Source organism: Priestia endophytica DSM 13796 (genome assembly GCF_900115845.1).
Classification (GTDB): domain Bacteria; phylum Bacillota; class Bacilli; order Bacillales; family Bacillaceae_H; genus Bacillus_I; species Bacillus_I endophytica.
This window is the reverse complement of sequence record NZ_FOXX01000027.1, coordinates 1-21,850: the sequence shown is the minus strand read 5'-3', so window position 1 is coordinate 21,850 and position 21,850 is coordinate 1. Positions and strand designations below refer to the sequence as shown.

The 21,850-nt window shown below is 37.3% G+C and carries 29 protein-coding genes, 1 pseudogene and 1 riboswitch; of the genes and pseudogenes, 20 read left to right on the top strand and 10 right to left on the bottom strand.

All coding sequences use genetic code 11. The features are described 5' to 3' along the window. Window positions 1–32 precede the first annotated feature (32 nt). From BM012_RS24715 to BM012_RS24685, 7 genes are all read left to right on the top strand, one after another. Window positions 33–971, top strand: coding sequence for a metal ABC transporter solute-binding protein, Zn/Mn family (locus BM012_RS24715; RefSeq protein ID WP_061804006.1), 939 nt, complete (start codon window positions 33–35; stop codon window positions 969–971). Window positions 972–983: 12 nt separating this feature from the next. Beyond that, the gene (locus BM012_RS24710; RefSeq protein WP_061804005.1) at window positions 984–1,733 is read left to right on the top strand and encodes a metal ABC transporter ATP-binding protein; all 750 of its coding nucleotides are present in this window, start codon (window positions 984–986) and stop codon (window positions 1,731–1,733) included. 13 nt (window positions 1,734–1,746) lie between these two features. Continuing rightward, the gene (locus tag BM012_RS24705; RefSeq protein WP_061804004.1) at window positions 1,747–3,078 is read left to right on the top strand and encodes a metal ABC transporter permease; all 1,332 of its coding nucleotides are present in this window, start codon (window positions 1,747–1,749) and stop codon (window positions 3,076–3,078) included. Window positions 3,079–3,092: 14 nt separating this feature from the next. Continuing rightward, window positions 3,093–3,989, top strand: a complete 897-nt coding sequence (locus tag BM012_RS24700) for a metal ABC transporter permease (RefSeq protein WP_061804003.1) — start codon at window positions 3,093–3,095, stop codon at window positions 3,987–3,989. An 85-nt stretch (window positions 3,990–4,074) separates the two neighbouring features. Then, a complete protein-coding gene (locus tag BM012_RS24695) occupies window positions 4,075–4,527 on the top strand; it encodes an acyl-CoA thioesterase (RefSeq protein ID WP_061804002.1) in 453 nt (150 codons plus the stop codon). Window positions 4,528–4,773: 246 nt separating this feature from the next. After that, window positions 4,774–5,055: a DUF2325 domain-containing protein gene (locus BM012_RS24690; RefSeq protein ID WP_019391078.1), complete on the top strand. Its 282-nt coding sequence runs from the start codon at window positions 4,774–4,776 to the stop codon at window positions 5,053–5,055. Window positions 5,056–5,077: 22 nt separating this feature from the next. Beyond that, entirely contained in the window at window positions 5,078–5,386 is a 309-nt protein-coding gene (locus tag BM012_RS24685) for a hypothetical protein (RefSeq protein WP_061804001.1), read from the top strand. Window positions 5,387–5,398: 12 nt separating this feature from the next. On the opposite strand, the gene BM012_RS24680 is transcribed toward BM012_RS24685, so the two are convergent. After that, window positions 5,399–6,460: a cytochrome d ubiquinol oxidase subunit II gene (locus BM012_RS24680; protein ID WP_061804000.1), complete on the bottom strand. Its 1,062-nt coding sequence runs from the start codon at window positions 6,458–6,460 to the stop codon at window positions 5,399–5,401. After that, window positions 6,461–7,804, bottom strand: a complete 1,344-nt coding sequence (locus tag BM012_RS24675; protein WP_061803999.1) for a cytochrome ubiquinol oxidase subunit I — start codon at window positions 7,802–7,804, stop codon at window positions 6,461–6,463. A gap of 158 nt (window positions 7,805–7,962) precedes the next feature. Between BM012_RS24675 and BM012_RS24670 the strand changes: the two genes are divergently transcribed. Then, complete coding sequence (locus tag BM012_RS24670) at window positions 7,963–8,208, top strand: type B 50S ribosomal protein L31 (protein WP_061803998.1); 246 nt, start codon at window positions 7,963–7,965, stop codon at window positions 8,206–8,208. Between the two features lie 120 nt (window positions 8,209–8,328). Beyond that, entirely contained in the window at window positions 8,329–8,898 is a 570-nt protein-coding gene (locus BM012_RS24665) for a beta-class carbonic anhydrase (protein WP_061803997.1), read from the top strand. Here the strand turns inward: BM012_RS24665 and yidD are convergent, their stop codons facing one another. Further along, window positions 8,899–9,138 carry a membrane protein insertion efficiency factor YidD gene (gene yidD / locus BM012_RS24660; RefSeq protein ID WP_061803996.1) on the bottom strand — a complete coding sequence of 80 codons (240 nt, stop codon included), beginning with the start codon at window positions 9,136–9,138 and terminating at the stop codon, window positions 8,899–8,901. It abuts the gene before it with no gap. A 109-nt stretch (window positions 9,139–9,247) separates the two neighbouring features. Between yidD and BM012_RS24655 the strand changes: the two genes are divergently transcribed. The 7 genes from BM012_RS24655 to ytkD all read left to right on the top strand — a co-directional run bounded on the left by BM012_RS24655 (window position 9,248) and on the right by ytkD (window position 13,200). Next, window positions 9,248–9,721, top strand: a complete 474-nt coding sequence (locus BM012_RS24655) for an S-ribosylhomocysteine lyase (RefSeq protein ID WP_061803995.1) — start codon at window positions 9,248–9,250, stop codon at window positions 9,719–9,721. A gap of 127 nt (window positions 9,722–9,848) precedes the next feature. Continuing rightward, entirely contained in the window at window positions 9,849–10,292 is a 444-nt protein-coding gene (locus BM012_RS24650) for a Dps family protein (RefSeq protein ID WP_061803994.1), read from the top strand. A 109-nt stretch (window positions 10,293–10,401) separates the two neighbouring features. Then, the gene (locus BM012_RS26620; RefSeq protein ID WP_161939299.1) at window positions 10,402–10,557 is read left to right on the top strand and encodes a hypothetical protein; all 156 of its coding nucleotides are present in this window, start codon (window positions 10,402–10,404) and stop codon (window positions 10,555–10,557) included. Between the two features lie 85 nt (window positions 10,558–10,642). Continuing rightward, entirely contained in the window at window positions 10,643–11,635 is a 993-nt protein-coding gene (locus BM012_RS24645; protein WP_061803993.1) for an NADPH:quinone oxidoreductase family protein, read from the top strand. Between the two features lie 179 nt (window positions 11,636–11,814). Further along, window positions 11,815–12,210: a phage holin family protein gene (locus BM012_RS24640; RefSeq protein WP_061803992.1), complete on the top strand. Its 396-nt coding sequence runs from the start codon at window positions 11,815–11,817 to the stop codon at window positions 12,208–12,210. 66 nt (window positions 12,211–12,276) lie between these two features. Beyond that, on the top strand, window positions 12,277–12,606 hold the full coding sequence (locus BM012_RS24635; RefSeq protein ID WP_061803991.1) for a hypothetical protein: 330 nt from the start codon (window positions 12,277–12,279) through the stop codon (window positions 12,604–12,606). A 99-nt stretch (window positions 12,607–12,705) separates the two neighbouring features. Further along, entirely contained in the window at window positions 12,706–13,200 is a 495-nt protein-coding gene (gene ytkD, locus BM012_RS24630) for an RNA deprotection pyrophosphohydrolase (RefSeq protein ID WP_061803990.1), read from the top strand. A 16-nt stretch (window positions 13,201–13,216) separates the two neighbouring features. On the opposite strand, the gene BM012_RS24625 is transcribed toward ytkD, so the two are convergent. From BM012_RS24625 to BM012_RS24615, 3 genes are read right to left on the bottom strand one after another with little or no spacing between them, the layout of a single operon-like run. Beyond that, window positions 13,217–14,017: an ABC transporter permease gene (locus BM012_RS24625; RefSeq protein WP_061803989.1), complete on the bottom strand. Its 801-nt coding sequence runs from the start codon at window positions 14,015–14,017 to the stop codon at window positions 13,217–13,219. Continuing rightward, window positions 14,007–14,774: an ABC transporter ATP-binding protein gene (locus tag BM012_RS24620; protein ID WP_061803988.1), complete on the bottom strand. Its 768-nt coding sequence runs from the start codon at window positions 14,772–14,774 to the stop codon at window positions 14,007–14,009. The genes BM012_RS24625 and BM012_RS24620 overlap by 11 nt, the downstream gene beginning before the upstream one ends. Window positions 14,775–14,784: 10 nt before the next feature. Then, window positions 14,785–15,777: an ABC transporter substrate-binding protein gene (locus BM012_RS24615; protein ID WP_061804013.1), complete on the bottom strand. Its 993-nt coding sequence runs from the start codon at window positions 15,775–15,777 to the stop codon at window positions 14,785–14,787. Window positions 15,778–15,889: 112 nt separating this feature from the next. Between BM012_RS24615 and BM012_RS24610 the strand changes: the two genes are divergently transcribed. Both BM012_RS24610 and BM012_RS24605 read left to right on the top strand, forming a co-directional pair. Then, window positions 15,890–16,690, top strand: coding sequence for an alpha/beta hydrolase family protein (locus BM012_RS24610; protein ID WP_061803987.1), 801 nt, complete (start codon window positions 15,890–15,892; stop codon window positions 16,688–16,690). Between the two features lie 35 nt (window positions 16,691–16,725). After that, entirely contained in the window at window positions 16,726–16,968 is a 243-nt protein-coding gene (locus BM012_RS24605; RefSeq protein WP_019391096.1) for a DUF2584 domain-containing protein, read from the top strand. A 32-nt stretch (window positions 16,969–17,000) separates the two neighbouring features. On the opposite strand, the gene pckA is transcribed toward BM012_RS24605, so the two are convergent. From pckA to BM012_RS24585, 4 genes are all read right to left on the bottom strand, one after another. Then, the gene (gene pckA / locus BM012_RS24600) at window positions 17,001–18,590 is read right to left on the bottom strand and encodes a phosphoenolpyruvate carboxykinase (ATP) (RefSeq protein WP_061803986.1); all 1,590 of its coding nucleotides are present in this window, start codon (window positions 18,588–18,590) and stop codon (window positions 17,001–17,003) included. 199 nt (window positions 18,591–18,789) lie between these two features. After that, entirely contained in the window at window positions 18,790–18,999 is a 210-nt protein-coding gene (locus BM012_RS24595) for a hypothetical protein (RefSeq protein WP_061803985.1), read from the bottom strand. A 2-nt stretch (window positions 19,000–19,001) separates the two neighbouring features. Next, window positions 19,002–19,160: a YvrJ family protein gene (locus BM012_RS24590; protein ID WP_019391099.1), complete on the bottom strand. Its 159-nt coding sequence runs from the start codon at window positions 19,158–19,160 to the stop codon at window positions 19,002–19,004. After that, complete coding sequence (locus BM012_RS24585; RefSeq protein ID WP_061803984.1) at window positions 19,157–19,699, bottom strand: sigma-70 family RNA polymerase sigma factor; 543 nt, start codon at window positions 19,697–19,699, stop codon at window positions 19,157–19,159. Before BM012_RS24585 ends, BM012_RS24590 begins: the two co-directional genes overlap by 4 nt. 330 nt (window positions 19,700–20,029) lie before the next feature. Beyond that, a riboswitch (SAM riboswitch) is annotated at window positions 20,030–20,140 on the top strand. Between the two features lie 141 nt (window positions 20,141–20,281). On the opposite strand from BM012_RS24585, the gene metK reads away from it, so the two are divergent. Further along, window positions 20,282–21,484 (top strand): methionine adenosyltransferase, encoded by a 1,203-nt coding sequence (gene metK / locus BM012_RS24580; RefSeq protein WP_061803983.1) that lies wholly within the window; start codon window positions 20,282–20,284, stop codon window positions 21,482–21,484. Between the two features lie 116 nt (window positions 21,485–21,600). Further along, a pseudogene (locus BM012_RS24575) lies at window positions 21,601–21,850 on the top strand (helix-turn-helix domain-containing protein); the annotation flags it as partial.

Here is a 21,850-nt window from a genome sequence, read left to right as displayed (position 1 = left end):
AAAATAGTGCGAGCGCAAAAGGGGGATGCGTTTTGAAGAAATTAGCCGTAATGATAGGGGCATTTTTGTTTATTTTATTACTGGCAGGTTGTCAAAGTGAAAAGTCAAGTTCGTCAGGCGATAAAGGCGAAGATAAAAAAGTAAAAATCACAGCTACAACAGGTCAAGTTGCAGATATTGCTAAAAGTATTGGTGGAGATAAAGTTACAGTAGAAGCCTTAATGGGACCTGGTGTTGATCCACATCTTTATCAGCCTTCTCAAGGAGATATTAAAAAAATACAAGAAGCAGATATAATTCTTTACAATGGTTTACATCTAGAAGGAAAGATGGGGGATATTTTTGAACGAATCCAGAAAGAAAAACCTGTTGTGCCTGTAGGAGAATCTATTCCAAAAGAAAAGCTCATTAAGTCTGCAGATGATGCAAAGATTTATGATCCACATGTTTGGTTTGATCCAGAGCTTTGGGTGTATGCAGTTAAAGAGACAAAGGAAGAACTTGTGAAACTTGATCCGAGTCACAAAGGTGAATATGAAAAAAATGCAGAGCAATATATAGAGGAATTAAATAAGGTGAAAAAAGAAGCGGAAGAGAAGTTTGTTGAAATCCCAAAGGAACGCCGTGTTCTTGTTACAGCTCATGATGCTTTTGGTTACTTCGGCAAGGCCTACAGTATGGATGTTATGGGACTGCAGGGCTTAAGTACAGACTCTGAATATGGTTTAAAAGACGTTCAAAATTTAGTAAATACACTTGTTGATAAAAAAATTAAAGCCGTATTTATTGAGAGTAGTGTCTCTAAAAAATCAATCAATGCAGTTGTGGAGGGAGCGAAAAAAGCAGGTCACAATGTAAAAATTGGTGGGGAACTTTACTCAGATGCAATGGGGGAAGAAGGAACAGAAGAAGGTACATATATTGGGATGTACCGTCACAATATTGAGCAAATTTCAAAAGCGCTTAAATAAAGGAGGTAAGACATGGAACCTGTAAGAGTTGACAACTTAACGGTTGCTTATCATAAAAAACCAGTTCTTCAAAACGTTAGCTTTTCGATTCCAGAAGGAAAACTAATTGGAATTATTGGTCCAAATGGAGCTGGGAAGTCTACGCTTATTAAAGCAATATTAGGGTTGATACCAAAAGCAAGCGGACATGTATCCATTTATGATAAGCCATATGAAAAACAAAGAAGCCTCGTTGGGTACGTACCTCAAAGAGGATCTGTGGACTGGGACTTTCCAACAAATGCACTTGATGTTGTATTAATGGGAAGATACAGACACATTGGCTGGCTGAAATACCCTTCTAAAAAAGATAAACAGTTTGCGATGGACTGTTTAGATAAAGTTGGAATGTCAGCATTTGCTGGAAGGCAAATTAGTCAGCTTTCTGGAGGGCAGCAGCAGCGTGTATTTCTAGCAAGAGCGCTTGCTCAAGATGCTAAAGTGTATTTTATGGATGAACCGTTTGTTGGAGTTGATGCTGCAACTGAAAAAGCAATTATTACTCTATTAGATGAACTGAAAAAACAAGGAAAAACGGTTCTTGTTGTTCATCATGATTTGCAGACTGTTCAAGAATATTTTGATTGGGTTTTTCTATTGAATATGAGAAAGATTGCAATAGGACCAACAGAAGAGGTATTTACCTTTGATAATTTACAAACCACATATGGTGGGGGATTAGCGTTTTTAAATCAAAAAATGCTTGTCACGTCCAAAAAGTAGAGGAGGGAGGACGATGGAAGTTATCCAAGAGATTTTTAAGAATGGAAACGTTCAGTGGGTATTGCTTGGAACATTACTGTTAGGTCTTTGCAGTGGTGTTCTTGGCAGCTTTGCTCTTTTAAAGAAGCAAAGCTTAATTGGGGATGCAATGGCACATGCAGCTCTTCCTGGGATATGTCTCGCTTTTCTCATTGTAGGAGAAAAGGCGCTTATTCCATTCATCATTGGAGCTACTATACTAGGAATGATTGCAACCTACTGTATTCAATTCATTGTGAGGCATTCACGTATTAAAGAAGATACGTCGATTGGACTTGTGCTTTCTGTCTTCTTTGGTATTGGGATCGTTCTTCTTACGTATATCCAGCATAATGGAGCCGGAAATCAAAGTGGACTTGATGATTTCTTATTTGGTCAGGCGGCTTCTCTTGTTGGAGCAGATGTTCAGATTATTAGCATCATCTCTCTGCTTCTTTTAGGTGTAACAGCTCTTTTATTTAAAGAACTTAAGGTCATCACATTTGATCCACAGTTTGCAAAAGGGTTAGGACTTCCTGTGAGAGGATTAAATGGTTTATTAATGACAATGATTGTGCTTGCGGTTGTTATTGGCTTGCAAGCAGTTGGCGTAATTTTAATGTCTGCTTTACTCATCACTCCAGCTATTACGGCGCGCTACTGGACAGACAAATTGAACGTTATGACAATCTTATCAGGGATAATGGGTCTTATTTCTGGAGGGATTGGAACGATTGTGAGCTTAAGTTACGCCTCTTTACCAACAGGTCCTGTGATTATTTTGTCTTTAACTGTTCTCTTCCTTTTTTCACTCTTATTTTCTCCAAAGCGAGGGCTCATTTCCACGTTGATTAAAAGAATTCGTTTTAATCAAAACATGCTAAGAGAGGATGTTCTTATTCTTTTTTATGAAGGAGAAGAGTGGGCAAAGCTTCAGAAAAAGCAAGATTATTCTCCGTATATGTCTTCTTCAGATCTTATGAACACAAGGTTTATTTCACAGAGGAAATTAGAACAAAATTTAAAGAAGTTACGTTCAGAACGATTGTTGAAAAAGAATAGTAGAGAGGAATATCGTTTAACAGAAGAAGGTCTTTCAGTAGCTCACGAGCTGACCTTAAAAAGAAGGCTAATGGAAGTGTATCTTATGAATGAAATGCACTATGGGCACCTCCAATTAAGAACAGCTCACGGAGAAATCAGAGATATACCAAAAGACATTCTAACAGAACTTCTGGACATTCTTAAAAACCAGGGTCGCATGCCTTTACTTTTAAAAGAACAAGAGAGCAAACTAAAAGAAACGAAGCCAGAAAATATATCGTAAAGGAGGTTAGGAATTTGAGCTTTGAAGGATGGATTATTATTACCGGAATGCTTGTTGGGATTGTTTGTGGAACAATTGGCTGTTTCTTAATTCTCCGTAAGATGGCAATGCTAGCGGATGCAATTAGTCATACTGTACTTCTCGGCATTGTTGTAGCTTTTTTAGTCAGCAACAGCTTGGACGGTATTTACATGTTGATTGGGGCAGCCTCTGTTGGATTATTAACAGCTTGGTTCGTTCAGCTTTTGAATCAAAGCGGTGTTCAATCAGATGCAGCTATTGGGGTTGTGTTCACCTCTCTTTTCGCGCTTGGCGTTGTCCTTGTGAGCATCTATGCAGATAAGGTACATTTGGATGTGAATCATGCTCTTATGGGCGATATTACATTTGTGCCATGGAATACACTGGAGCTCTTCGGTTATTCTTTAGGCCCTAAAGCAGTATGGATGCTTGGAACTGTAGCTCTTATTAACTTTATATTAATGTGGATTTTTTATAAGGAGTTGAAGATTACTTCTTTTGATCCTCAAATGGCACTTGCGCTAGGTATTCCAGTTACATTTATTCACTATTTGCTGATGGGGATGCTTTCCCTATCAACGGTTGCCTCATTTGATAGTGTTGGGGCCATTTTAGTTGTTGCAATGCTTATTGCTCCAGGGGCAACCGCCTATTTATTAACTGATCGCTTAATCATTATGATTATACTAAGCGCTGCTGTTGGGGCAGTAGCAGCTGTTGTTGGGTACTATAGTGCATCATATTGGAACATATCTATAGCAGGTGCAATGGCAGCTTCGTGTGGATTTCTTTTCTTGTTAGCTTTTCTTTTTTCACCAAAGCATGGCCTTCTTTTTAAGCGACTGTCACAACAAAAGCTTAAACAAAGTGAAGCTTTTTCAGAAAAGTAGGGACCCTTCAAATGAAGGGTCTTTTTTTGTATAAATTCTCCTTTACTGACAAAGCTAGTATGTGAATAGAAAAGGAGAATTTAACATGAAAGAAATTCTAATGAAAGATTCAAAGGTTATGCAAACAAAGCTTGTTCTTCCTCTTGATACAAATAATCTAGGAACAATGTTCGGAGGAAGAGTACTGGCCTCCATTGATGAGATGGCTGCTATTGTTTCGATGAAACATTCTGCTTCAACAACGGTCACAGCTTCTATTGATTCTGTGGATTTTCTATCTCCCGTAAAGGTTGGAGATATTTTAAGTATTGAAGGACTAATTGCTTATACAGGAAGAAGTTCAATGGAAGTATATGTAAGAGTGATAAAAGAAGATTGGAAAACAAAAGAGAGAGTTACTACTACAACTTCTTTTGTCACAATGGTAGCTATCAATGAAGAGGGAAAAACAATAGAAGTTCCAAAAATTGTGCCTCAAAGTGAAGAAGAGAAAGAAATTTATGAATCAGCTTTAAAGCGTAAACAACAAAGAATCTAGCTATAAATGAGCATGCTATATAAGCATGCTCATTTATTTTTTCTATAGGACAGAACAACTAATTGATAAATGTTATCAATTAGTTGTTGACAAAGAGAATCATTCTCAATTATGCTAGTTATAGAAGAGCAAAGAGAAAAAATATTCTGATTGCTTGTTGAGGATACTTAAATAGGATTATGGAACGCCAAGAATTTAACATAATGAACGTGAAAATAGAAGAAATAAAAGAAGGGTGGAGCTAAAATGGGATCGATTTTAGTTGTTGGAGGAGACCGTGTTAAACATATTACAACAAGATTAGAGAATGAAGGATACAATGAGGTGATTCATTTAGACGGACGTAAGGCAAACATGGTAAAGCGAGATATTCCAGAACATATTCGTTTCGTGCTTGTTATTACTGATTTTATCAATCATAATCTTGCGAAAGTAATTAAAGAGAAGGCGAAAAAAAGCGCTAAACCAATTTACTTTGTTCATCATTCGTGGAGCGCAATTTACCGAGTAATTCAAAAGATGGACTAATAAAAAATGAAAGAGGGATAGTATGAGCTGTAAAGACATAAGGAAAGAAGGGTTGTTCTTAGATTGGATAATAGAAAGTACAAAAAGTGAAGCAAAGTGGAAGAAGCCTATTATAAGGGCAATAGAGAAAATTACAACTTTGTTCTATCAAGCACCGCAAAAAGAACGTTCTTCTCTCTATTTACTTCAACTTATCGACAAGTACTGGCATAATATCCCGAGAGAGTCTTTTCAATCCTTAACTGAATATTACCTTTTGTTAGCAAAAGTCAGTGATTACTTATTAACAACCCTTTTATATAATCAAAAATCCCCTCTTAGAGAGTTCTAGGAGGGGGTTTTTTTAATAGGCACCTTCTGGATCATTATCATCCTTTGATTTGAAATTCTTCTTCAGGTAGCCGCGATCTTTCATAAAAAGGCTCCAAAAATACACAAATCCGGGGAAGAGAATGATGAACGCTACAATATAAGTGATAAACAGAGCTTTAAAAGTCGCTGGATCTGTAAATCCTTCTTCAAGTGTTACATTTGGGTAAACCATGTATGGGAGATGAGAGCGGCCATACACATAGCTTGCAAAGAAATATTGAATAATAACCATTACAACGGAAATGCGCGGTCTTCCAAGCCTTGATTTTGTTGGAAGAAAGAGGCACAGTCCTGCGATAATAAAAGCAATAATAGAAGCAACCAGTGCCCAAACATGATCCATCATATTGTTGTAAATCCAAGGGCTTTCAGTTCGTAATGTTGCTATAACAAGAAACCCAGCAATAAGGGAGCATGGCCCTGTAATGAGAGCATCACGTCGATATACTTCGTATGCATTGTACTGGTCAGATGTTTTGGAGTAATCTGTCAATAGCAATGATGAAAGAAACAGCGTTGAGGTGAAGGCAAATAGCATAAACATATATACGTTTGGACTAGTAAAAAGTGCTCCTAAATCCAAACGATCGTTTCCATTCACTTTGTTAATATAGCCACCGTGTGTGATAGGGAGAACGCAAATTAATAGAGCAGGAATGAAAATACCTGATACCCCCGAAACGTAAATCAGTGCTTTTTCATATCCTTTAGCCATGTGAGAAAAAACAAGGAATCCGCTTCGAATCGCAAGTAAGAGTAGCATAATACTTCCTGGAATAAGAAGAACCGTTCCGAGCGTAAATGTAGCACTTGGAAAGAAACTAAATAATCCAACCACAATAGCTACGATAAATACATTTGTAACTTCCCATGTTGGTGAAAGGTAACGGTTTGCAATATTCGTTGCATTCGTTTTTTCTTTGTTAATATACACCATAGACCAAAAACCAGCTCCAAAATCCATGGAAGCCATAATGGCATAGATAAAAACAAGCCCCCACAAAAGAGTAACAGCAATAACTGTATCCGCCATTTAAATTCCTCCTTCAGAGTTTAGTTTAGCTAAATCTTCTGAAACAGGATGTCTCTTGAAGTAATAGCGAAGCACAAGAACAACAGCTATTCCTAAAATAATATAGACAAGAAGGAACAGGAAAAAGAGTAGACTTAAATCTGCCGATGTTGTAACAGCTTCAGACGTCTTCATCATACGGTAAATGATCCATGGCTGACGTCCTGTACAAGCAAAGATCCATCCGGATTCAATGGCAATTACAGCAAGCGGGCCTGAGATAATAAATGCCCAGAGAAAAAGTTTTGGAAATTCTTTTTTCTTTAAGAACTTCGTCCACACAAATGCTGCAAGAGCTAACATAAGAAGGAATCCACCAATCACAACCATTGAGTTAAATAAAGTGTGAATAAATAACGGTGGCCAATATTCTCTTGGGAAATCATTAAGCCCAATTACAGTAGTATCAAAACTGTTGCCAGCTAAAAAGCTTAGCGCCCATGGAAACTCTATTCCATATTTAATTTCTTGATTTTCAACATCCGTGAATCCTCCGAGTGTTAGTGGAGCATGATCCTGAGTTTCGAAAAGCCCTTCAGCACCTGCTAGCTTTTCCGGCTGATATTCATAAAGATGCTGTGCTGATTCATGACCGTTAAGGGCTGTTAGAAAAGAGAATACGCCTCCAACTGTTAAACCGATAATAAGAGCCTTTCGATGGAAAGAGTATACCTTTTTATCTTTGCGCGAGCGTAGCATTTTATAAGCAGCAACCGAAGCAATAATAAAGCCAACCGTTGTATACGCCGAGACAACAACGTGTCCTGCTGTGACTAAAAAGCTTGGATTAAAGAAAGCCGCCCAAGGTTCAACATTAGTAATATTTCCATCTGTAATCGTAAACCCTGCAGGAGTTCCTTCAAAAGCATGTACATTTGTAATTAAAACTGCTGAAGCTGCCCCCCCAATCGCAATAAATATTACACTCAAAATTCGCATAAAAGGAGAAATGCGGTCTGCTGCATAAACGTAAATGGATAAAAAGAGAGCTTCAATAAAAAATGCATAAATTTCAATTTGGAATGGAAGAGCCATCACTTTTCCGACGACCTCCATAAAACCGGGCCACAATAAAGAAAGCTGCGTTCCGGCAATTGTTCCGGTTGGAATAGCAACGCCAAGTAAAACAGAAAAACCTTTGATCCACCGCTGTGCCATGATGTTATAAGACGGATCTTTTGTTTTTTGATATAAAAGTTCTGCAATGAGAATCATAAGAGGAAGACCAACGCCTAGTGTTGCAAAAATAATATGAAAACCCATTGTCATTCCAAACATTGAGCGCGCTGTAACTAAGTGATCCATAATGCTCCTACCTTTCCAGTGAAGTATCAATAAACCTTATTGTCCACTTATTGGAATTAATTATTCATGATTTTGGAAGGTAGGAAAACTTTTCATTTGCAAATAGTAATGGTTACGTTTTATAATAGAGATACGATTTTGAAAGGAGCACGATAATTATGAAACAAAATTTACATCCAGACTATCAGCCTGTAGTATTTATGGACACAAACAGCGGATATAAATTTTTAAGTGGTTCAACAAAGAAATCCAACGAGACAATAGAGTGGGAAGACGGAAACACTTATCCGCTTTTAAAAGTAGAGGTTTCATCTGACACACATCCATTCTACACAGGACGTCAAAAATTTGGTAACCGTGATGGACGAGCAGAGCAGTTTAAGAAGAAATATAATATGAAATAAAAACAATAATAAAAGGAGGATGTTCTAAAAGGATAAATTTTAGGACATCCTCTTTTTTAAAAATTTGATATAATAAATAATGAATTTAAAAACATAAGATATGATAAGGGGAGTAGAAAAGTGTTAGAACAAATTTTAGAATATAACAAGCAATTCGTTGAGAAACAAGAGTACAAAACATTTGAAACATCAAAGTTTCCAAACAAGAAATGCGTTATTTTAACATGCATGGACACAAGACTTATCGAACTTTTACCAGCAAGTATGAACTTGAAAAACGGGGACGCTAAAATTGTAAAATCAGCAGGTGCTGTTGTTTCAACACCATTTGGCGGAATTATGCGCAGCCTTATTGTTGCTATTTATGAACTAGGCGCAGATGAGGTATTTGTTATTGGGCATCATGACTGCGGAATGAGCAGTATCAATCCAGAGTCCGTAAAGAAAAAATTTGTTGAACGCGGTATTACAGAAGATACAATCCATACGTTAGAAAATGCTGGCATTAACCTTGATGACTGGCTTCGTGGATTTGATAATGTAACAGATAGCGTTCAACAAAGCGTTGATCAAATTCGCAACCATCCGCTTGTACCAAACATCCCTGTGCACGGTTTAGTCATTGACCCTGCAACAGGAAAATTAGATGTTGTAGATCGTGACGAAAAAGCCGTTACTTCATCAAAATAATTATTTTGAATGTGAATGCTTGTCCTTTTTTTCAGGAACTGGGTCAAAGCCTCCTGGATGGAATGGATGGCATTTCAATATTCGTTTTATCGTAAGGTAGGTACCTTTAATGGCTCCAAAGCGCTGAATCGATTGAAGACCATAATGTGAACATGTGGGATGAAAGCGACAGCGTGGAGGAGAAAGAGGAGAGATGAACAGCTGATATCCTCTAATAAGCCAGAGCAATACTTTTTTCATAGATAAAACCTTCCTTAAAAAGAGTGTTCTAAATTTATTATAACCTACGATATGTTATACTAGATACGATTAAAAAATACAAATGATACATTGAAAGGAGAGCTTTTTTATGCCTTCAGTTGAAAGTTTTGAACTTGATCATACAGCCGTGAAAGCTCCTTATGTTCGTCATTGTGGTGTTCATAAAGTAGGAACTGATGGATTAATTAATAAGTTTGATATTCGTTTTTGTCAACCGAATAAGCAAGCGATGAAGCCTGATACTATTCATACATTGGAACATCTTTTAGCATTTACAATCCGTAAATACGCAGAGAAACACGACCATTTTGATATCATTGATATTTCTCCAATGGGTTGCCAAACAGGGTACTATTTAGTAGTAAGCGGTGAGCCAACTGTAAAAGAAATCATTACATTGTTAAGAGAAACATTTGAAGACGCTGTGAATATTACTGAAATCCCAGCTGCAAATGAAACACAATGCGGTCAAGCGAAACTTCACGATTTAGATGGTGCAAAACGTCTAATGAAGTTCTGGCTTGAACAAAATGATGAAGATTTAGAAAAAGTATTTGGTTAAGAAGAAAAGCGTCCTTTTTTAGAAAAGGACGCTTTTTTTCCATAATTTTAAGTTTGAACATCGTGTAAAAGTGGGTACAACTATAGTAGAGAAAATGTGTTAAAAAAAATGATTCGGAGGAATAATGATGTCAAACAATAAAGTTACAACAATTGTAAATAATCAAATCGCAAACTTCAGTGTACTTTACATTAAGCTACATAATTATCACTGGTATGTAAAAGGAGAAAACTTCTTTACCCTACATGAAAAGTTTGAAGAGCTTTACAACGAGACAGCTACAAACATTGATGACTTAGCAGAACGTTTATTAGCTCTTGAAGTAAAACCTGTTGCAACAATGAAAGAATATCTTGAAATGTCTTCTATCAAAGAAGCAGAAAAGAATGAAAGTGCAAAAGACATGGTAGCAAACCTTGTAGCAGACTTCAATACGTTAACAAAAGAGTTAAAAGAAGGTATGGATGCTGCTGCAGAAGCTGACGATGAAACAACAGGAGATATGCTCCTTGCTATGCATAAAAGCTTTGAAAAACATAAATGGATGTTAAATTCGTTCTTAGGACGATAAGAAAAAGCGGAGATATTCTCCGCTTTTTTTGCTTCTAGCAAATTTTTGAAACAGTTTCTCTCTTTGCTCCGTATATCTTTTTAAACAGCGAAAGGAGGCGGTGTAAGGAGTGAAGTTGAAAAAGAAAAAGCAGAACAAGAGAAAGAAGGAAATAGCAGAGACAGCCTTTGACGTTTTGGTTGAAGTTCCTGAACTTCTTTATTATGTTCCTCGCTTACTTTGGATTGGCTGCAAAACGATTTTAAAAGCAATTTCACACGCGTAAAAACAGAGAGTGTAGCAGATGTTTGTTACGCTCTCTGTTTTCATTTAATATGAAATATATTGGAATATAAGAAAGGAGCATTTTTATGAAAGAGACTTTTAAAGCATTAGTTATTCGTGAACAAGGTGAAGAGGTTTCACGGAACATTGAGTATCTATCTCTGTCAGACTTACCAGAAGGAGATGTTGTTGTAAAAGTTGCTTACTCTGGTGTGAACTATAAAGATGGACTAGCAAGTATTAAGAATGGAAAAATTGTCTCTTCTTATCCCTTTATCCCTGGAATTGATCTTGCAGGAGAAGTTGTTTCCTCAAAAGATGAGCGCTTTAAAGAAGGTGACAAAGTAATTGCAACAAGCTACGAAATTGGGGTTTCTCATTTTGGTGGTTATAGTGAGTATGTACGCCTTCATGGAGATTGGATTGTTCCATTACCAGAAGGTTTAACATTAAAAGAAGCAATGGTTTTAGGGACAGCAGGATTTACAGCTGCTCTATCTGTTCAACGGTTAGAAGAAAACGGTCTTCAAGAAGAAAATGGTGATGTTCTTGTGACAGGAGCAACAGGTGGAGTTGGTAGCGTTGCTATCGCAATGCTTTCTAAGCGTGGCTATACCGTTGTAGCAAGCAGCGGGAAAGAATCACAGCACGAGTATTTGAGAAGTATTGGGGCATCTGAGATTATCTCGCGTGAAGATGTTTACAATGGCAAAATAAAAGCGCTTGATAAGCAAAAGTTTGCAGGAGCTGTAGATCCTGTTGGTGGTGAAGTGCTAGCGTCAATTCTTAGTCAAATCTCTTATAACGGTTCTGTTGCCGTAAGTGGGTTAACGGGTGGAGGCAAAGTTCCAACATCTGTTTATCCATTCATACTGCGCGGGGTAAACCTCCTTGGCATTGATTCTGTTTATTGTCCAATGGAGCGTAGACAAAAACTTTGGGAGCGAATGGGAGGAGATTTAAAACCCCAAGACTTCTCAAAGCTTGTGAACAAAGAGATTTCTTTGGAAGAACTTCCAAATGCCCTAGACAACATTTTACAAGCAAAATCAACGGGTAGAGTTATTGTGAAAATGTAATGAAAAGCAAACAGGCCTTATGCTTGTTTGCTTTTTTATATGATATATGCCTCCTTTTCCCTCTTTTTTTACACGTTATCTTCATTTCTTTAAATTCCCACGCACTTTGGTAGTTTGTACATATAATAATACTGTGAATTAACTATTTCCTATCATAGGAGTTTGGGAGGAGGGAAACTGTGTTTAAACAGTCTTTCTTGCTCGGCATTGCTAGCATCGGATCTTTTACGGGACTGCTGTTCGGTGGATGGAATTATTTATTAACCATTCTTTTGGCATGCGTTATTCTCGATTATATAACTGGCTTGCTATCATCTATTGTGCACAAGGAATTCAATAGCCGTATCGGTTATAGAGGAATTGCTCAAAAGATTTTAATTTTTATTTTAGTTGCTGTAGCAAACTTTATGGATGTTCTACTCTGGGATGAGAATTTCATCCGCAATACAACAATCCTATTTTATACACTTAACGAAATCATTTCTATCACGGATAACGCAAAAAGGGTAGGACTACCTGTACCACAAATTATTATCAATGCAATTCACGCCTTACAAAATCGATTTAAAAAATAAAATGAATACTTTTCTCCTTTTTGTGGGATAAGAACACTATTATCTCTACAAAGAGGAGAGAATTCTATGATAAACGAGCGACAAACCTATTACGTTACATTAGCAACAGGGGAAATTTCTCAAATTAGCACTGCGTCAGATTGGAACTATACGATTTATGCCAATAACGAGGAAATAGAAGAACTAAGAGAAATCTTTAATGAAAACAGAGCAACAGATTGGGGTAACTATTTCAGAGCCCATATTCCATACTTAGAATATCATCATGATAAAGGAAATGACATTTATGATCGCCATATTTGTGCTATATATGATAAATTGTATGAGCTTGGAGATGAGAATGCCAAAGCCCATATTGAACAAATCCTGCCGTTGCTGAACAGAAATAAAGAGTGATTTCAATAATTGCTCTTTTTTTGTCGGGAAAAAAAGAACGTATTGAAAACTTCTATGCTACAATAGAAATCATAATAATGAGCGATGGAGTAATGTCATATGTACACGTTTAAAGATAGCTACCAGAATCAAGTTTTTTTGTCTTTTAATAAACATGCTTTTTCTAAAAACCCGAAACATGTCTGGGTTGTTTGTCGTTTTGAAGGCCAATGGCTCTTAACAGATCATTCAACGCGTGGAATGGAGTTTCCAGGTGGAAAGGTAGAGCAAGGAGAGACACCTGCAGAAGCTGCTAGACGAGAGGTAATGGAGGAAACAGGTGGAGTTGTTACAGATTTACACTATTTAGGGCAGTATAAAGTATGTAGCCGCCAACGAATTATTATCAAAAACATTTACTTTGCTTCTATTCCAGAGATTATAAAAAGAGATGATTACCTAGAAACAAAAGGACCTGTTTTAGTAAGAGAATTGCCAAAAGATATTAAAAATCATGCGGAATACAGTTTTATTATGAAAGATGACGTTCTTCAGCACGTGTTGACTGAAATGCGACGTCAGAGAATATTACCTCAAAAAGGAACATCTTCATAAGAGATGTTCCTTTTTATTATTTCAGCAATTTTTTTTCAAGAATAGCAACACCTTGATACATAAGCGTAGCTAAAATGGCAATAAGCACGAGGCTTAGAAGCACAAGGGTAAAATTAAATACTTGGAATCCATAAATAATCATATAACCGAGCCCTTGACTTGAAACGAGGAATTCTCCGACAATAACACCTACCCAAGATAATCCAACGTTCACTTTAAAAGTAGAAATGATAGCTGGAAAAGAGCTTGGTAGGATGGCTTCCTTAAAACATTGAAGTCGTGAAGCATTGAAAATACGAAGCACTTTTACATAGTTAGGGTCCACTTCTTTAAATGCTGTATAAATAACAATGGTAGTAATGATCACAGAAATGAGTGCCCCCATAATTAGAATGGAGGAAAAGTTTGGTCCAATCGCAACAATCAGAATTGGCCCGAGAGCTACTTTAGGCATCGCATTTAATACAACAAGGTAAGGATCAAGAATTTTAGCAAGCTTTGGTGACCACCAAAGAAGAGATGCAAGTAAAATCCCAGCAAGTGTCCCAATTAAAAACCCAAGCAGTGTTTCAAAAAGAGTGATGCTTGTATGCTGCAGGAGAGAGCCATCCATCAGCTTTTCAACAAAAAGCTCGCTCACTTTGACAGGCGAGCTGAAAATAAGCGGATCTAAAATTTTTGTTCGTGAACCAACTTCCCATAGAACAAAAAAGGAAACAAGAATAAGAAGTTGAAAAAGACGAACATAAGCTTTTTCTCTTTTTAAGGTACGCAAATACTGTTCGTGAAGGAAGGCTGTGTTTTTATTATTGTTCAAGACGTTCAAACTCCTTCCAAATACGTTGAAATAAGGTATTATATTCTTCATGTTGACGTGCTTCAAGCGGTGATAAGCTCCGTAAACTTTGAGGAACGATAAATGTTTTAGAAAGTCTCCCCGGATTTCTTGAAAGGAGAAAAATGCGGTCGCTCATTGCAATGGCTTCACCAATATCGTGTGTAACAAGAACGGCGGTTTTATTGAAATTCTTTAATGTTTCCCCCACAAGATCTTCAAGCTTTAATTTGGTTTGAAAATCTAGTGCTGAAAAAGGTTCATCAAGCAATAGAAGCTGTGGATTCGTAATGAGCGTACGAACGAGTGAAACACGCTGCCTCATCCCACCTGAAAGCTCGCTCGGATAGAGGGATTCTACATTTGGAAGTCCAACAGTTTCTAAGAGAGCTGTCGCTTCTTTCTCCAATTCTGCTGACGTTTGCTTTTTGATTTTAGGCCCAAGCAGAATATTTTCTTTTATCGTTTTCCAATTAAACAAATAATCTTGCTGAAGCATATAGCCAATTAAGTCTTTACGGTCTTTCATTTTTTGATCTTGGATAAGTATGCTCCCTTCTGTTGGAGAAAGGAGCCCAGAAATGATAGAAAGAAGCGTTGTTTTCCCACAGCCGCTCGGTCCTAATAGAGAAATAAATTCGCCTTCTTCGAGAGTGAATGAAATATTCTCAAGAACGGAAGTAGCCTGCTTTTTTGAGAAGTACGTATGGCTTATGTTTTGAACATCAAGAAATGTCATTTTTTATCGCCTACTCTTCCATAGCCTTTTTGGCTATCTTCGTGTTCACAAGTTTTGTATAATCCACATTTTTAGGCAGTTCGCCTGCTTCTTTCATAATTTCTTCAAGCTGATTCCACTCCGCTTTGTTTAGCAACGGATCTTTTGCATAGGAATCTTGTGACTTATAACGATCAACAACGGTTTCAATCGTTTCTAAGGACGTATCTTCAAACTGAGGAGCAATCTCTTTTGCTACTTCCTCTGCACTGTGCTCATCAACCCATTTTTGCGCTTTATAAAGAGCACGTGTGAATTTCTTCATTGTTTCTTCATTTTCAGTAAGGTAGCTTTCTTTCGCCATAAAAGAAGTGTAAGGAACTTTCCCTGATTCGCTTCCAAATGAGGCAACAATATGGCCTTTTCCTTCTTGTTCAAAAATACTTGCCGTTGGTTCAAAAAGCTGTACATAATCACCTGTTCCTGAGGCAAAGGCATTCGCGACGTTTGCAAAATCAATATTTTGGATAAGCTCTAAATCTTGTTTAGGATCAATATTATGTTGCTTTAATACATATTCACCAACCATTTGTGGCATGCCACCTTTACGCTGACCGAGAAATGTAGAACCTTTAAGCTGTTCCCATGAGAAGTTCTCTATTTTTTCTCTTGCTACTAAAAAAGTTCCATCATTTTCTGTTAACTGTGCAAAGTTAACGACAGGATCATCTGCTCCTTGAGATTGCACATAAATGGATGTTTCAGAACCAACGAGAGCAACATCAATGCCGTCTGATAGTAAAGACGTCATTGTTTTGTCTCCGCCCCACGTTGTTTTTAATTCAACATCTAATCCTTCTTCTTCAAAAAAACCTTTGGAAAGAGCCACATACTGTGGAGCGTAAAAGATAGAATGCGTTACTTCTCCAACTCTGACCGTTTTTTTCGTTTCTTGACTACATCCAAACAAACTTAAGCAAACTAAGAGAAGAGCTATAGATAAATAAACTTTACCTTTTTTCATCATGAAAGAGTAAACCTCCTTTAAAAAGACTTCTTTTGTCTATATTGATAAAATATGAGGAGGAGACAATTGTGTGAATGCCTAGAAAAATTATTTTAAAGGATGATGTTTTTTGCTAAATGGAACGGTAGTTAGTAAGCAGCGATTTCCATCCCCAAACCCGCATGTGCTCCTTCACATTGTGGAATATATGGTGGATGGACTGCGTGTTAAAGGACTTTTGGCAGAGCCTGTAGCTAACGGAAGATACGACGGTTTTTTATATTTGAGAGGAGGCATTAAAAGCGTTGGCATGGTTCGAGTTGGTCGAATTGTTCAATTTGCTTCAGAAGGGTTTGTTGTAATGGCCCCTTTTTATAGAGGGAACCAAGGGGGAGAAGGAAATGAAGATTTTGCAGGAGAAGATCGTTATGACGCGCTGAGTGCTTTAGGAGTGCTTGAGCAACATTCAAAAGTAGATAAGGATAACATTCACGTTTTTGGGTTTTCAAGAGGAGGAGTAATGGCTCTTTTTGTTGCTGAATTATCCGATACCGTTCGCTCTCTTGTACTATGGGGAGGCGTAACAGACATGGTGCTCACCTATAATGAGAGAAAAGACTTGCGTAGAATGATGAAGCGCGTTATTGGAGGAAGTCCAAATAAGGTGCCAGAGGCTTACAAGTGGCGTACTCCTCTTTATGAAGTGAATCAAATTTCTTGTCCTGTACTGCTTATACATGGAGTACATGATGAAAATGTATCAGTGCAACATGCTTACAAATTAGAAGAAGAACTCAAAAAGCTGAATCATACATATGAAGCATGGTACTTTGAAGGGTTTACACATTACTTTCCACCACGTGAAAATCGCCGAATTGTTCATTCACTTACAAGCTGGATGAAGAAGCATTCAAGTCTTTCACAGGTTTGATAATTTGATATAATAAAAAAAAAGAGGTGATTTTTATGGGTATGCCAATGGAGCTAAACACGATGATTGTAACAAAAGGCAACGAAGAAAGAGTAGGGGAGAACGAGTTTGCACTTGAAAAGAGTGGATACCGTCTTTACCCACTTGATATTCCAATTGACATCCGTACGACTAAAGAAGGCGAAAGTCGAGGACGAGCAATCATAAAGAAAATAGAATGGTCCAAAGAAACGACTTTTTTAACATATGAGTTCATTTCCTTGAATTCTACAAACTAAAAGAGCGAGCGCAACAGCGCTCGCTCTTTCGATTAAACGATTGGTCCACCAAGTTTTTCAATCTCAGAATTGTTTGTTGAGAATTTTTTGAAATTCTCTTTGAACTGATATGCAAGCGTTGTTGCTGCATTTTTATATTCCTCAGGGTTTTTCCACGTTTTGAAAGGCTGCAGAACTTCATCTGGCACTCCAGGAACATGCATTGGCATATGAAGCCCGAAAATACCGTCTTGAACTGTTTCTACATTAGCAAGTTCACCTTCAAGTGCTGCTTGCACCATTGCACGTGTGTAAGCTAGGTTCATGCGTTGCCCAACACCATAAACGCCGCCAGTCCATCCTGTGTTTACAAGATAAACGTCCACACCGTGCTCTACAATTTTCTTTCCAAGCATCTCAGCATATACAGTAGCAGGAAGAGGAAGGAATGGAGAACCAAAGCACGTAGAGAATGTTGCTTCAGGTGCTGTGACACCTCGTTCTGTTCCTGCTAGTTTGCTAGTGTATCCGCTTAAGAAATGATACATAGCTTGTTCTTTTGTTAGTTTGCTAATTGGAGGTAGGGTACCTGTTGCATCTGCTGTAAGAAAGATGATTGTTGAAGGGTGACCTGCAACACTTGGTTTTATAATGTTATCAATAGACTCAAGTGGATAAGCTGCTCTTGTATTTTCCGTTAGTGCGTTATCGTTATAGTCCGGAGCTTTCGTTTTTGGATCTACAAAAACATTCTCAAGCACTGCTCCAAAACGGATAGCATCAAAGATTTGAGGCTCTTTTTCTTTTGTTAAACCAATACATTTAGCATAGCATCCACCTTCAATATTAAAGACGCCAGAATTTGACCATCCGTGCTCGTCATCTCCAATAAGGCGGCGGTTTTCATCTGCAGAAAGGGTTGTCTTTCCTGTTCCAGATAAACCAAAGAAAAGGGAAACATCACCTTCATTGCCAACGTTTGCTGAACAATGCATTGATAAAATATCTTGCTCAGGAAGAAGAAAGTTCATAACAGAGAAGATGGATTTTTTCATTTCTCCGGCATATTCTGTTCCCCCAATTAAGATAATGCGCTTTTCAAAAGAAATAATAATGAATGTTTCAGAGTTTGTTCCATCTATAGCCGGATCTGCTTTGAAGTCAGGTGCTGATACAATTGTAAACTCAGGCTTATGAGTCTTTAAATCCGCATCTTTGTCAGGACGGATAAATAGCTGACGCGCAAATAGATTGTGCCATGCATATTCATTAATAACGCGAAGAGGAAGCTGGTATTTCTCGTCGGCCCCTGCAAAACCATCAAATACAAAAAGTTCATCTTTTTTCTTTAAATGATTTACAACTTTCTCATATAAACGAGAAAACGTATCAGGAGCAATTGGTTGGTTTACCTGCCCCCAATTGATTTTTTTTTCGACAGAAGCATCACGTACAACAAATTTGTCAAGAGGAGAACGCCCTGTGTACTTTCCTGTTGCAACACTGACGGCTCCTGTTTCTGTTAATATACCTTCTTTACGATCTAAAATACGTTCAACAAGAGAAGGTGTTGCAAGGTTATGTTGAACAGACGGAAGCGTTAATAGCTCAGTTAATTTTGTTGACATATCGACAGTACTCATAAGCAATATCATCCTTTTTTCATAACGTTTTTATTTAACTTAAAAAGAGTATAACACATTTATTTAAATAGTCTATACTAATTTATGAAAAAAGTGCATTGCTTTACTGATATTGTGTTAGATAAATAATTTTGTAATAAGGATTGAGTGTTATATTGTTTCTGTAATTTAAAAGTGTTATACAATTTAAATTTGAATTTTATTTTTTTTCGTTAGATGACACAAATTCAAAGAAACTAGGGATATTGTGTAAAAAAGGAGTTTGCATTTTCTCAAGCATTTTGAGTTTTAATTCTTGTTCTAAATCTTCTTGATAAACGGGATGTGCTTCTTTTACAAGGCTTGCAATCTTAGGTTGGAGCAGATTGAGAACAGCCATTGTATATTGTTTTTTAGTTTGTTCGTTCAAAATTATCCTTCCTTTCTACCTTGCAGAAGTGCACGAAGTTGGGATACTTCGCGTTCTAAATTTTCCATACGTTTCTCAAAACGAGATAACAAGTAGAATGTCATGGCTATCGGAAATCCTGCGTGCTGGATAAGAGAGACAATACTTATACTTTCCATCATATTCTAGACCTCCTCAGTTTCCTCAGGGCATTTTTTTTCGTTTTTGAGATGGCTTGGGGAGAGACAGCGAGCTTTTGAGCAATTTCAACGTTTGTTAAACAAGCATAAAAATGTAGATAGAGAACGGTTTTTTCGCGTTTTGTAAGCATTTTGACACAGTGATAAGTGTATTCGTTTGTAATACATTCCTCTATATGTTCCTCATGCTGATGATAATAATTAAAAAAATTGTCATCCTCGATCATATTTATTTTAGGTTCTCTGTTATTCTCAAACACTGGTTTATCCAATACAAAAGAGTGAGTATATTCATATTTTTGAATCTTCTTCTTAAAAGTAGTAGCTTCTGAAGAAAGAAATCGAGAAAAATATGCGACAAGTCGAACTTCCTCATAAAAACATTTAAAAGCTTGATCAAGCTCTTTTTTTGTTTGCGTGCTTGGATGTTGCTGGTAGTTCTCAAACTTTCTTTGGTGAGAAGGTGAAGAGAAAAAATGCTTTAATAAAGAGTTATTAGGCAAAGAATGAAAAGGTTTCATAAAAAATCCTCCTAACCGGAACGTATGTTCTTTTTTAGGGTAAAAAAAATATACTGCTAGAAAATCTGCCTATAATAAAGTAAAGAGGAAAGTTCTAGTGAAAAAACAACCATCTTTTTTAAAAGTTTACCTTATTATAGCTATCTGAAACAGAGTCTTTCTTCCTTACTCTCTGTGATAGATAGGAGGAGAGGAAGTATGGCCTAGACTAGAGAGGAAAGAGTTTTCTCTCTTAAATGAAACTAATAACGTATTAAGGAAAAGGAAGTTCCTAAAACGTATTGACACTTTTCCCTTTTGTACGTTAAGATAAGTCATTGAACGGATACTCTCTTATCCCGAGATGGTGGAGGGACATGGCCCTATGAAACCCAGCAACCGTCATCAATTAAAGATGAAAAGGTGCTAACCTGACGCAAGGGAAACCTTGATCGATAAGAGCGAAAGGCAAACTTTGACGTTAAACCTTTCCTCAAGCTAGGAAAGGTTTTTTTATATGTGTGTAAGAGGGAACTTTATTTACAATAATAAGGGAATGAGTACCGTATCATAGATTTGCTACCTTTAGAAGGAGGAACAAAGATGTCAGTTAAACGTCGTTTATTTACTTCTGAGTCTGTGACAGAAGGCCACCCAGATAAAATTTGTGACCAAATTTCGGACTCAATCCTTGATGCTATTTTGGAAAATGACCCTAATGCTCGTGTTGCTTGTGAAACATCTGTAACAACTGGTTTAGTATTAGTAGCGGGGGAAATTACAACTTCTACTTATGTAGATATCCCGAAAATTGTTCGTGAAACAATTAAAGGAATTGGTTACACTCGTGCAAAATATGGTTTTGATGCTGAAACTTGTGCTGTATTAACATCTATTGATGAGCAATCTGCTGATATCGCTCAAGGTGTTGACCAAGCTCTTGAAGCTCGCGAAGGATCAATGTCTGAAGAAGAAATTGAAGCAATTGGAGCAGGAGACCAAGGTCTTATGTTCGGATTTGCTTGTAATGAAACAAAAGAGCTTATGCCTCTTCCAATTTCATTATCACACCGTTTAGCTCGTCGCTTGGCAGAAGTACGTAAAGAAGAAATTCTTCCTTACCTTCGTCCAGATGCTAAAACACAAGTAACAGTTGAATATGATGAAAATGACAAACCTGTTCGTATTGATACAATTGTTATTTCAACACAGCATCATCCAGAAATTACGCTTGAGCAAATTCAACGTAATGTAAAAGAATATGTTATTAACCCAGTTGTACCAGCAGAGCTTATTGATGAAGAAACAAAATACTTCATCAACCCAACAGGTCGTTTTGTAATTGGTGGCCCTCAAGGCGATGCAGGCTTAACTGGACGTAAAATCATCGTTGATACGTACGGTGGATATGCTCGTCACGGTGGTGGAGCTTTCTCTGGTAAAGATCCAACAAAAGTGGACCGCTCAGCAGCATATGCAGCTCGTTACGTAGCAAAGAACATTGTTGCTGCAGGTTTAGCTGACAAATGTGAAGTACAGCTTGCATACGCAATTGGTGTTGCACAACCTGTATCAATTTCAATTGATACGTTCAAAACAGGCAAAGTATCTGAAGAAGTACTTGTTGATGTTGTTCGCGACAACTTTGATCTTCGCCCAGCGGGAATTATCAACATGTTGAACCTACGTCGTCCAATTTATAAGCAAACTGCTGCTTATGGACATTTTGGTCGTACTGATGTTGAACTACCATGGGAACTAACGGATAAAGCTGAAGCTCTTCGTACTCAAGCCCTTGAAAAATAATCAAAAAAAGCTTGTCACTAATTGGACTGACCCCATGAAGTGAGACAAATAAAAAACACCTTTTCGTTAAAGATCGGATACAAATGACCGAACTATAACGTGGAGGTGTTTTTTCTATGGGAACAAGAGTAAGTTATCCAGTAGAAGTGAAAATGAAGGCGATTGAAATGAGGTTAGCAGGCGTGCCTGTAAAAGAAGTCATGGAAACCTTACAGATTCGGAATCGTACCCAACTGAAAACCTGGATGAGATGGTATAAGAATGGAGAGATGAAGCGACTAGAACAGCCTGTTGGAAAACAATATACTTATGGGAAAGGACCGCATTCTCAAGATGCATTCGCTAAATTAGAAGCTGAAAATCGAT

What these genes read in the sequence shown, in the direction of transcription:
- BM012_RS24710 (WP_061804005.1), top strand. Translation starts at nt 984, where the DNA reads ATGGAACCTGTAAGAGTTGACAACTTAACGGTTGCTTATCATAAAAAA.
- BM012_RS24705 (WP_061804004.1), top strand. Translation starts at nt 1,747, where the DNA reads ATGGAAGTTATCCAAGAGATTTTTAAGAATGGAAACGTTCAGTGGGTA.
- BM012_RS24695 (WP_061804002.1), top strand. Translation starts at nt 4,075, where the DNA reads ATGAAAGAAATTCTAATGAAAGATTCAAAGGTTATGCAAACAAAGCTT.
- BM012_RS24690 (WP_019391078.1), top strand. Translation starts at nt 4,774, where the DNA reads ATGGGATCGATTTTAGTTGTTGGAGGAGACCGTGTTAAACATATTACA.
- BM012_RS24685 (WP_061804001.1), top strand. Translation starts at nt 5,078, where the DNA reads ATGAGCTGTAAAGACATAAGGAAAGAAGGGTTGTTCTTAGATTGGATA.
- BM012_RS24680 (WP_061804000.1), bottom strand. Translation starts at nt 6,460, where the DNA reads ATGGCGGATACAGTTATTGCTGTTACTCTTTTGTGGGGGCTTGTTTTT.
- BM012_RS24675 (WP_061803999.1), bottom strand. Translation starts at nt 7,804, where the DNA reads ATGGATCACTTAGTTACAGCGCGCTCAATGTTTGGAATGACAATGGGT.
- BM012_RS24670 (WP_061803998.1), top strand. Translation starts at nt 7,963, where the DNA reads ATGAAACAAAATTTACATCCAGACTATCAGCCTGTAGTATTTATGGAC.
- yidD (WP_061803996.1), bottom strand. Translation starts at nt 9,138, where the DNA reads ATGAAAAAAGTATTGCTCTGGCTTATTAGAGGATATCAGCTGTTCATC.
- BM012_RS24655 (WP_061803995.1), top strand. Translation starts at nt 9,248, where the DNA reads ATGCCTTCAGTTGAAAGTTTTGAACTTGATCATACAGCCGTGAAAGCT.
- BM012_RS24650 (WP_061803994.1), top strand. Translation starts at nt 9,849, where the DNA reads ATGTCAAACAATAAAGTTACAACAATTGTAAATAATCAAATCGCAAAC.
- BM012_RS24645 (WP_061803993.1), top strand. Translation starts at nt 10,643, where the DNA reads ATGAAAGAGACTTTTAAAGCATTAGTTATTCGTGAACAAGGTGAAGAG.
- BM012_RS24635 (WP_061803991.1), top strand. Translation starts at nt 12,277, where the DNA reads ATGATAAACGAGCGACAAACCTATTACGTTACATTAGCAACAGGGGAA.
- ytkD (WP_061803990.1), top strand. Translation starts at nt 12,706, where the DNA reads ATGTACACGTTTAAAGATAGCTACCAGAATCAAGTTTTTTTGTCTTTT.
- BM012_RS24620 (WP_061803988.1), bottom strand. Translation starts at nt 14,774, where the DNA reads ATGACATTTCTTGATGTTCAAAACATAAGCCATACGTACTTCTCAAAA.
- BM012_RS24615 (WP_061804013.1), bottom strand. Translation starts at nt 15,777, where the DNA reads ATGAAAAAAGGTAAAGTTTATTTATCTATAGCTCTTCTCTTAGTTTGC.
- BM012_RS24605 (WP_019391096.1), top strand. Translation starts at nt 16,726, where the DNA reads ATGGGTATGCCAATGGAGCTAAACACGATGATTGTAACAAAAGGCAAC.
- pckA (WP_061803986.1), bottom strand. Translation starts at nt 18,590, where the DNA reads ATGAGTACTGTCGATATGTCAACAAAATTAACTGAGCTATTAACGCTT.
- BM012_RS24590 (WP_019391099.1), bottom strand. Translation starts at nt 19,160, where the DNA reads ATGATGGAAAGTATAAGTATTGTCTCTCTTATCCAGCACGCAGGATTT.
- BM012_RS24585 (WP_061803984.1), bottom strand. Translation starts at nt 19,699, where the DNA reads ATGAAACCTTTTCATTCTTTGCCTAATAACTCTTTATTAAAGCATTTT.
- metK (WP_061803983.1), top strand. Translation starts at nt 20,282, where the DNA reads ATGTCAGTTAAACGTCGTTTATTTACTTCTGAGTCTGTGACAGAAGGC.